The following is an 8943-nucleotide window of genomic DNA, read 5'->3' on the forward strand; positions in this document are numbered from 1 at the left end:
AATAATGGATAAAAACACTATTACAGGCTTTGTCCTAATGGCGTTAGTGCTTTTTGGCTTTGCTTGGTGGCAACAGCCTTCAAAAGAACAGATAGCACAACAGAGAAAACAATTTGTAGCCGACTCTATAGCTACTGCTAAAAAAGCACAAAAGGATAAAGAAGATAGCTTTAAGGCAGAGCAAGTAAAGCAAGCTGTAGCTTTAGACACAACAAAGCTTTTTTATGAAGCATTGAAAGGAAAAAAGCAGGATATAGTCTTAAAAAATAACAATGTGGCTCTTACGTTAAGCAGCAAGGGAGGTGTTGTTACAAAGGCTATTATAAAAAACTATGTCGGGCATAATATAGCTGTTAAGGACGGATCAAAGGATTTGCCGTATGTAACCCTTTTTGATGGTAATGATCAGAGTCTTAACTTTGCTTTAGCAGCAAAGGCTAATAATATAGAGACAAAAGATCTTTATTTTACTCCTACTAATCAGACCGATTCTACTGTAACTTTTACAGCAAATGCAGCACAGGGAAAATCATTGACATTAACTTATAAGTTAGGTAAAGACTATCTGTTGCATCTTAGCGTTAAGGCGCAGGGCGTAGAAGGGTTATTTAGTCCTACTAATAATCAGATGGAGGTAGAGTGGCTTGATAAGGTGCGGCAGCAGGAGCGTGGCTTTTCTTTTGAAAATCGCTATGCAACGCTTACGTATAAGAAGAGCGAAGGAGGTACAAGTTACCTAAGTGAGGGGGCTGAAAAAGAAGAAACTACAGAGGAAGCTACAGACTGGGTAGCTTTTAAAAATCAGTTCTTTTCGGCGGTTATGATTTCTAAAGACAACTTCTCTTCAGGAGCTAAGCTAAAGAGTGTGCCACAAGATAAATCTTCCGGCTATCTAAAGCAGTATGAAGCTAATATGAAAACAGCTTTCGACCCCAGTGGAAAGAAGCCTTCAGAGTTTGAGTTTTATTTTGGACCAAACGACTTTCGTAAGCTGCAAGCAGTAGAGGCAGAGAGCACTTTTGGTAAAAATCTTGAGATGCAACGTTTGGTTTACTTAGGCTGGCCACTATTCCGTATCATTAATCGTTGGTTTACTATATACGTGTTCGACTTTCTGAGCAAGCTGTTCCCTATGGGTATAGTATTAATACTAATTACTTTGCTGCTTAAGGCCATTACTTATCCTATGGTAAAAAAGAGCTATATGAGCTCTGCAAAGATGCGCGTATTAAAGCCAAAACTCGATGAGGCTACTAAGCAGTATAATGGTAAAGAAGATCAGATGAAGAAGCAACAGGCTATGATGCAGATGTATTCAGAGTATGGTGTTAGCCCGCTCTCGGGCTGTTTGCCTATGCTTATACAAGCACCTATATGGATAGCTATGTTCAACTTTGTTCCTAATGCTATACAGCTGCGTGGTGAAAGCTTCTTATGGATGAAGGATTTAAGCACGTATGACCCAATTGTAGAGTGGGGACATAATGTGTGGTTGATAGGCGATCATATCTCGCTTACTTGTATTTTATTCTGTGCAGCTAACTTGCTTTATTCTTGGTTTACTATGCAGCAGCAGAAAGACCAGATGGTAGGCTCGCAAGGCGATCAGATGAAGATGATGCAATATATGATGCTATTTATGCCACTGTTCTTCTTCTTTGTTTTTAATGATTACTCTTCAGGATTAAATTTCTATTATTTTGTTTCACTATTTTTCTCTGCAGCTATTATGTGGGCTCTTCGTAAGACTACAAATGAAGAAAAGCTATTAGCTTATTTGGAAAACAGAAGGAAAGAGAATAAAAATAATCCTAAGAAGAAGATGGGCGGCTTAGCTGCTCGTATGCAAGCCTTGCAGGAGCTTCAGGCAAAAAAGCAGGAAGATATTAGGCGTAGGCAAGAGGAGCTTAACAAAAGGAAAAAACATTAACATCTAATCTGATATTTTCTATATATGAATAAAGGAATAATAATTGCTATGACTGCGGCTTTATTATCAGGAGGAAGTATGGCTAAAGCGCAAAATGTTAATATAGGAAGGAGCGAAATATCTCTTTCAAGTAATGTGATGACACCAGAAGTGTTATGGGCAATGGGCAGGATTACCTCTGCCCAGTCGTCGCCAAATGGTAGACAAGTGGTGTATCAGGTAGGTTATTATAGTGTGAAGGAAAATAAGGGGCACCAAGTTATCCGTGTAATGGATGCCGATGGAAAGAATGACCGCTTATTAACAAAATCGTCAAGCAATGAGACTGACCCTATATGGATAGATAATAACACCATAGCTTATCTTTCTAAAGGGCAGTTGTGGGTGATGAGTGCTAATGGTGATAATAGGAAGCAGTTGTCCCATTCTTCTATTGATATAGAAGGTTTTAAGTTTTCACCTGACCGAAAGCATGTAGTTCTTCTAAAAAGCATACCCTATTATGGTACGATAAAAAAGAATCCTGCTGACCTTCCTAAAGCCTCTGGTATGGTAATAACAGATATGAACTATCGACACTGGGACCATTATGTGCAGACTAATACACACCCTTTCTTATCTGAAGTGAGTGATAAGGGAGTATCTGAGGGTATAGATATTATGGAAGGTGAGCCTTTTGAGAGCCCTTTAGCACCTTTTGGAGGCATAGAGCAGATAGCTTGGAGCAAGGATTCAAAGAAGATAGCTTATACTTCTCGCAAGCGTGAAGGTGTTAAGTATGCAATATCTACAGATGCGGACATCTATATGTACGATATTGCTACTAAGAACACTGTAAATATTTGCAAGCCAGTAGGGTATAAAGAGCCTGAGATAGATGCTACAAAGAGTATGCGCGCCCAAAAAGTAAACAGCCAAAGTGGCGATATGCAGGTGGGTTATGATGTTAATCCTCAGTTTTCGCCAGATGGTAGATATATTGCTTGGCAGAGCATGAAGAATAATGGTTATGAGAGCGATCGTAATCGTCTTTGTGTAATGGAGTTGGCTACAGGAAAGAAAGTTTATGTTACAGAAAAGTTCGATTCTAATGTAGATGGTTTTACATGGGCTGCTAATTCTAAAGACTTGTACTTTTATGGTTGCTGGCATGCATGTGTAAACCTTTATCAAACTAATTTGAAAGGTGAAGTTAAGCAGCTTACTATAGGTCAGCACGATTATACAAGTGTGGCTCTTTTAGGTGATGCTGGAAAGAAGCTTTTGGCAATAAGGCAGAGTATGTCTGCACCGGCAGATATATATGTAGTAACTCCTTCTAAAAAGGAAAAGGCAAGTGTGCAAACACAGATAAGTTTTGAAAACAAACATATCCTTGATCAGCTTGCAAAAGCTAATGTAACCGATCGTTGGGTTAAAACTTCTGACGGTAAGGATATGCAGGTATGGGTAATCACTCCTCCTAATTTTGATGCAAGTAAAAAGTATCCTACATTATTATATTGTGAGGGGGGACCGCAGAGCCCTGTATCTCAGTTTTGGAGCTATCGTTGGAATTTTCAGATGATGGCAGCAAATGGGTATGTTATAATAGCGCCTAACAGGCGTGGCTTGCCTGGATATGGCAGCAAATGGAATGAAGATATTTCAGGCGATTGGACAGGTCAGTGTATGAGCGACTATTTATCTGCCATAGACGATGCCGCAGCACATTTGCCTTATGTGGATAAAGATCGTCTTGGAGCAGTAGGTGCTTCTTTTGGAGGCTTCTCCGTTTATTATTTAGCAGGTCATCATAATAAACGCTTTAAGTGTTTTATCTCGCATGATGGTGCTTTTAATCTTGAGAGTATGTATACCGATACAGAGGAAGTCTGGTTTAGCAATTGGGAGTATGATGATGCTTATTGGAATAAGGATCGTACAGAAGCTGCAAGAAGAACATACGAGAACAGTCCTCACCAAAGTGTAGATAAGTGGGATACACCTATACTTTGCATTCATGGAGAAAAGGATTATCGTATAAATGCTAATCAGGGTATGGGAGCTTTTAATGCTGCCCGCTTACGTGGTATACCTGCCGAATTACTACTTTTCCCTGATGAAAATCATTGGGTGTTGAAGCCACAGAACGGCATATTATGGCAACGTACTTTCAAGAATTGGCTTGATAGATGGTTAAAGAAGTGAAAAGAGAAACAAAACAGAATATTAATATAGACAACTAATAAAAAGATAAATATGTCAGATCCAAACCAAAAAACAACACTTAGAGATTCTGCTGGAATCCGTTGGACAGCACTTCTTCTTTTAGCACTTGCTATGTTTTGTGCTTATATTTTTGTAGACATCTTGTCGCCTATAAAAGACTTAATGGAGAGCCAGCGCGGCTGGAGTTCTAAAGCATTTGGAACTATGCAGGGGTCAGAAACTTTTCTTAATGTTTTTGTGTTTTTCCTTATTTTTGCAGGTATTATACTTGATAAGATGGGGGTACGTTTCACTGCATTGCTTTCGGGCTTGGTAATGCTTTGTGGTGCATGTATAAAATATTATGCTATAAGTGAAGGGTTTAAAGGTAGCGGCTTAGACCACTGGTTTACAGCTAATCTTAACTATATACCTGTTTTCGACCAACTTGGAGTGTCGCCTTTTTATGAAGGAATGCCCGCATCGGCAAAGGTTTCTTCTATAGGTTTTATGCTTTTCGGTTGTGGAACAGAGATGGCAGGTATTACTGTTTCACGAGGTATAGTGAAATGGTTTAAAGGTAGAGAAATGGCTTTAGCCATGGGTTCAGAAATGGCATTGGCTCGTTTAGGTGTTGCTACTTGTATGATCTTTTCTCCTTTCTTTGCCAAGTTTGGCGGAAACATTGATGTATCTCGTTCGGTAGCCTTTGGTGTAGTGCTTATTTGCATTGCTTTGATGATGTTTGTTGTTTACTTCTTTATGGATAAGAAGCTCGATAGTCAGACTGGTGAGGCAGAAGAACAAGACGATCCCTTTAAGCTCAGCGATCTTGGTAAGATATTAAGCTCTATGGGCTTTTGGTTAGTATCATTACTTTGTGTGCTTTACTATTCTGCTATCTTCCCATTCCAGAAGTATGCTGTAAATATGCTTCAGTGTAATCTTACTTTTAAGCCAGTGCCAGCAGACTCGTTTTGGGCTTCCAGTACGGTAACCTTTGTGCAATATGGCTTGATGTTAGTTATTGCGGCTACCGCTTTTATGTTCAATTTTATGAAGAATAAGAGTGTGAAGTATGGTGTTCTTTGTCTTTCTGTATGCTCTTTAGTGGCATATTGCTATATGGGATATATGCGACAGTCAGCAGAAACAATATTTGCCGTGTTCCCATTGTTAGCAGTTGGTATAACTCCTATACTTGGTAGCTATGTAGACCATAAGGGTAAGGCAGCCTCTATGCTTGTGTTAGGCTCTATATTGTTAATAGCTTGTCATCTTACATTTGCTTTTGTGCTTCCTATGTTTAAGGGTAATGATGTAGGTGGCGTTATAGTAGCTTATCTGACAATACTTGTTCTTGGAGCTTCTTTCTCACTTGTTCCTGCCTCTTTATGGCCATCTGTTCCTAAACTGGTAGATGCTAAGATCATTGGTTCGGCATACGCTTTAATCTTTTGGATACAGAACATAGGCTTATGGTTAATACCTTTGCTCATTGGTAATGTTCTTGATGCTACTAATGTGGGTATTACAGATCCTACAAAGCTCAATTATACTGCTCCTTTACTTATGTTAGCCGGGCTTGGAGTAGCAGCTTTGGTTATTGGATTGTTCTTGAAAGTGGTAGATAAGAAGAAGCATTTAGGTCTTGAAGAGCCAAATATAAAAGCGTAAGCGCGCTTTTAAGTGTATAAAAAGTTAAGGGTATTTCCTTTTAGAGGAGATACCCTTTTAATGCTTTAAAATGGCATTAGTGCAGCTAACAGATTGCTTTGTCGCTGTTATTATGCTTGATGTTAATGTATAAATAAACATTGAAAACTTTGGACATCTAACTATTAATTATTACATTTGCATATATAAGTTGGGACGAAAGATAATGGTCTTTAGGCTTATATTTACAAGCATTTATTATATAAAGATACTTCTAAAAACATAAAACGTATGCAAAACATATTTCGAGGATTAGGTATAGCTCTTATTACACCTTTTAAGAAAGATGGAAGTGTGGATTATAAAGCCTTAAAAAGTTTGGTAGATTACCAGATAGGTAACGGAGCCGACTTTATAGTTATCCTTGCAACAACAGGTGAAACGCCATGCTTGGAAAAGGGTGAGAAAGACGAAATTACTAAAACGGTCATAGACGTAGTAAAAGGGCGTGTACCTATATTGAAATATTGTGGAGGAAACAATACCGCAGCAGTTGTACGTGAAATAAAAGAGTCTGATTGGTCAGGGGTAGATGGCATATTAAGTATTTGTCCTTATTATAATAAGCCGAGTCAGGAAGGGCTGTATGAACATTTTAAAGCAATAGCCAATGTAAGCAAATTGCCCATAGTGCTTTATAATGTACCAGGAAGAACAGGCGTTAATATGACGGCAGAAACAACTATAAGGATAGCTAATAGCTTCTCTAATGTGGTAGCTATCAAGGAGGCTTCAGGTAGCTTAGAGCAAGTAGATGAAATTATAAAATATAAGCCAGATAACTTTGAAGTTCTCAGTGGCGATGATGCTCTTACTTTCCCTATGATAGTGAGCGGAGCAGTGGGTGTTATATCTGTTATAGGTAATGCTTTGCCTAAGGAGTTTTCGCGTATGATACGTTTAGAGCTTAATGGTGAGTTTGAGGCGGCTCGTGCAATACATCATAAGTTTACCGAGCTTTATAAGCTACTTTTTGTAGATGGAAATCCTGCTGGTTGTAAAGCTTTGTTAAACGATATGGGAATGATAGAGAATATACTTCGTTTACCATTAGTACCTACTCGTATAGAGACAAAGCAAAAGATGAATGACATCTTAAAGGGTCTGAGGCTATAAGTAATGTAAGAGCAATATTGTGTTTATGGGTGATAAAAAGCGATAAAAAGGCTAACCCTTTGAAATATATTTAATACCTTTGTAAGCTGTTAAAACAGAAATCTAACTAAAAGTATTCTGCGGGGCATTGTATATATAGCCTCAAAAGTGGAGTTTTTTATTGGATAGGGATATGTTTTTGTATATACTTTCTTTGTTTAATACATAAGAAAGAAGAGAAGATGTGCCTATAAGTCAATAAGAAAAACCATTTTAAGTTATCTCTCTGCGTTTAGTTATGAATAAAGCTTAATTTATAAAAGGTCTTATAATATAATATTTAGTTTTCTTATAATAAAAATATAATGGATAACCGTTTTCAGTTTTTTGATGTTATAAAAGGAATAGCTATTTTAGGTGTAGTCTTATTTCATATAGGTTTGCTTAATTATGGTTACTTAGGAGTGGATGTGTTTTTAGTTATTAGCGGCTATTTAACAACTATAAGTCTTCTAAAATATAAGTCAATGAATGGGTCGAACTATTCTAATTTTATAAAGAGAAGGATAACAAGACTTGCCCCTATATCATTAATAGCAATAGCCATATCATTATTTATTTGCTATTTTGTTATGGTACCTGCCGACTTTAAGCTATGTAGTGAAATGGTTGTAGGTAGTAGTATCTTTATGGGTAATGTAGTGCAATATATTACAAGTAGAGATTATTGGGACTCAATAAATGATTTTAAGCCATTAATGCACCTTTGGTATGTTGGATTAATCTTCCAGTTTTATATTTTATTTCCTATAATATTTATAGTTAAAAATAGTAAAAATCGGGGAGGGCGAATGCTGGAGTTATTTCTTTGGATAATATTTATAGCCTCTATAGCTTTTTATCTTATACCTATAGGAGAAGATGAGATAGATACTTCTGTAAAATTTTATTTATTACCAGCAAGGTTATTTGAGTTTGTAGCAGGGAGCATAGTGGCTTTTAATTATAGAAAGGAAAAGGCTTGTAATAGTTTAACAAAATATGTTTTATTGATATTAATAGCGTTAATATTAATAATATCGATTAATTTTGAAATAGATGCAAAGAAAATACGCCTTATAATAGCAGTGGCCTTAACTACAGGTTTATTGATATTAAAGGAAAGAGATAAAAGGTTATTAGAAAGCTATAAGCTGCCAGCAATAGCAAAATTAGGAGTTGCCAGTTATAGTATATATATTTTCCATCAAGTTGTTATAGCATTATATAGATATATAGTAAATTACGATTTTAGCATAACAGAATATTTAGGACTATTCTTTATGTCCATCATAATAGGATTGGTATGTTATAAGTATATAGAGAAGCCATTATCTGACATTGCGCACACTAAAAAGGGAAGTAATTATGTCATCATTTTTTCTATAGTGTTAGCAATAATGTTGATAGCAGCAGGAGCTTATGTGTATAATAAGAAAGGTGTGATGAGGGACGTTCCTCAGCTTAACATATATAAAAATGATCCTTCAAGCTGGGAGCAACAAGGATATAACGAACGTATAAATAAGTTTAATAAAGATTTCCCTGTTAATGGTAGGAAAAATATTTTAGTTTTTGGCGATTCTTATGGACGCGATTGGATTAATATAATGTTAGAAAGCAATATAGATACCACAAAGTATAATATATCTTATCATGGAATAGATGTAGATAGTAGTGCTATAGCAAGAGCTAAAAAGGCTAATGTTATTTTTGTAGCAAACTCTAATGAGCTAAAAGTGTTTTATTATATGTTGCCATATTTCTATGATAAAAAGTTTTGGCGCGTTGGTTATAAAAAGTATTATTCGTCTATTGGTCCAATGTATAATAATATCTTTAGAGATAAAAACTATTATAAGAGGCATGTTGTAGAGCCTGAAAGAAGTAGGGAAATAAGTAAGTGAGCAAAATTAGTTTACATAAAATATTTATTGTATTTTTCCGTTTTATATGCAATGGGAAAGCCAAAA

General features: G+C 36.5%; 5 protein-coding genes. All 5 read left to right on the plus strand.

All coding sequences use genetic code 11. The features are described 5' to 3' along the window. Window positions 1-4 precede the first annotated feature (4 nt). The 5 genes from yidC to AC1DCD_RS05430 all read left to right on the plus strand — a co-directional run bounded on the left by yidC (window position 5) and on the right by AC1DCD_RS05430 (window position 8877). Entirely contained in the window at window positions 5-1930 is a 1926-nt protein-coding gene (gene yidC, locus AC1DCD_RS05410; protein ID WP_464640239.1) for a membrane protein insertase YidC, read from the plus strand. 24 nt (window positions 1931-1954) lie between these two features. Further along, entirely contained in the window at window positions 1955-4120 is a 2166-nt protein-coding gene (gene dpp5, locus AC1DCD_RS05415) for a dipeptidyl-peptidase Dpp5 (protein ID WP_464640241.1), read from the plus strand. Window positions 4121-4171: 51 nt separating this feature from the next. Beyond that, a complete protein-coding gene (locus tag AC1DCD_RS05420) occupies window positions 4172-5797 on the plus strand; it encodes an MFS transporter (RefSeq protein ID WP_464640243.1) in 1626 nt (541 codons plus the stop codon). Window positions 5798-6067: 270 nt separating this feature from the next. Further along, window positions 6068-6952 carry a 4-hydroxy-tetrahydrodipicolinate synthase gene (gene dapA / locus AC1DCD_RS05425; protein ID WP_464640245.1) on the plus strand — a complete coding sequence of 295 codons (885 nt, stop codon included), beginning with the start codon at window positions 6068-6070 and terminating at the stop codon, window positions 6950-6952. Between the two features lie 344 nt (window positions 6953-7296). Next, window positions 7297-8877 carry an acyltransferase family protein gene (locus tag AC1DCD_RS05430; protein ID WP_464640247.1) on the plus strand — a complete coding sequence of 527 codons (1581 nt, stop codon included), beginning with the start codon at window positions 7297-7299 and terminating at the stop codon, window positions 8875-8877. The last annotated feature ends 66 nt before the right edge of the window (window positions 8878-8943 follow it).

Source organism: Prevotella sp. C0209C1, assembly GCF_056583855.1.

Coding starts and splice junctions, on each gene's coding strand:
- yidC (WP_464640239.1), top strand. CDS start 5: ATGGATAAAAACACTATTACAGGCTTTGTCCTAATGGCGTTAGTGCTT.
- dpp5 (WP_464640241.1), top strand. CDS start 1,955: ATGAATAAAGGAATAATAATTGCTATGACTGCGGCTTTATTATCAGGA.
- AC1DCD_RS05420 (WP_464640243.1), top strand. CDS start 4,172: ATGTCAGATCCAAACCAAAAAACAACACTTAGAGATTCTGCTGGAATC.
- dapA (WP_464640245.1), top strand. CDS start 6,068: ATGCAAAACATATTTCGAGGATTAGGTATAGCTCTTATTACACCTTTT.
- AC1DCD_RS05430 (WP_464640247.1), top strand. CDS start 7,297: ATGGATAACCGTTTTCAGTTTTTTGATGTTATAAAAGGAATAGCTATT.